1 protein-coding gene is annotated in these 1,240 nt (G+C 56.8%); it reads right to left on the reverse strand.

Translation table 11 applies throughout. The features are described 5' to 3' along the window. Positions 1-845: group II intron reverse transcriptase/maturase (gene ltrA / locus HCN83_RS17875; RefSeq protein WP_246238305.1), on the reverse strand; the 845-nt coding region annotated here is incomplete at its 3' end. Between the last annotated feature and the right edge of the window lie 395 nt (positions 846-1,240).

The raw sequence follows: 1,240 nt of genomic DNA on the forward strand, positions 1-1,240 counted from the left end.
CTTCGCAGCACCCGTTCCCCTGCCCGTCGGCTCTTCACGTAGATGTTACAATCGTCGGCATAGCGGACAAACCGGTGGCCTCGTCGCTCCAGTTCCGTATCCAATTCATGGAGGTAAATGTTACTGAGGAGCGGGGACAGGTTGCCGCCTTGCGGGGTCCCCCGTTCTGTCGGGAATACCTTCCCGTTGATGGACACACCGGCGGTCAGGAACGTTCGAATGAGCGCGAGTACCGCACGATCCGAGACGAACCGGCTGACGAGGTGCATCAGCTTGTCGTGCGGGACCGTATCGAAATACTGTTTCAGATCGAGGTCCACAACATACCGGTAACCTGCTTCGTGATAGGAAGCTGCCTGTCGGATCGCATCGTGTGCGCTCCGTCGCGGGCGGAATCCGTAACTGTGATCGGAAAAGTGCCGATCGATTGCCGGCGTGAGCACTTGCACGAGCGCTTGCTGGATGACCCGGTCCCGAACGGTGGGAACGCCGAGCTCCCGCGTTCCGCCCCCGTCTTTCTGGATGGAGACCCGTTTCACCGGCTGCGGTTCCAACGAACCGCTTTTGATAGCCAGCACGATCTCCCGATAATGTCTGGCAAAGTAGCTGTGCATCTCGGTGGTTTCCACCCCATCGACACCGGCACTTCCCTTGTTTCGTTTGACGCGTTGGAACGCACGTCCCATGTTCTCCCGGGAGACGAGCTTTTGGATCATCCCGGAAGCATCACCATCCACCCGAGTCGTTTCACCGCGAAGAACACTACACGCTCCTGCATTCCTCTCTGCTTCCAGCGTACCCTCCTGCAGGCAGCCATCCGTTGATGTTTTCTGTGATCGTCGCATTCTTCCCACCTCCACGTTCGGTTGGATCCTTATTGTTCGGCCCTTCGTCACCAACGGTGACTACTATGGCCTCGGCTGACTTCTTATCATTCACCATGCCATCACTGGCACCGTTGTCCCTGTAAGGAATGGCTCCTTTTTCGAGACCCTGATAAGACCTCCCCGGGTAAGTCTGACCGCTTTCCACCCGTCGGTACAGGATTTACGGTAAGGAATTCGGGCAATGTTGGATTTTATCTTGCAGCGCAGATTCATCCGTTCCTTTTCCGCCTTGTATCCTGTTTCTGTTCGTTACCGCGTGTGTTTGCGTCCGGCTTCCTTCAGATTCCGGGTCGCCCCGGACACCCTTGCCATTCGCTAACGGTTCCCATTGCCAAGCCCGTAGTGGACTTTCA

The sequence above is a fragment of the Alkalicoccus luteus genome (assembly GCF_012034335.1).
GTDB classification, from domain to species: domain Bacteria; phylum Bacillota; class Bacilli; order Bacillales; family Salisediminibacteriaceae; genus Alkalicoccus; species Alkalicoccus luteus_A.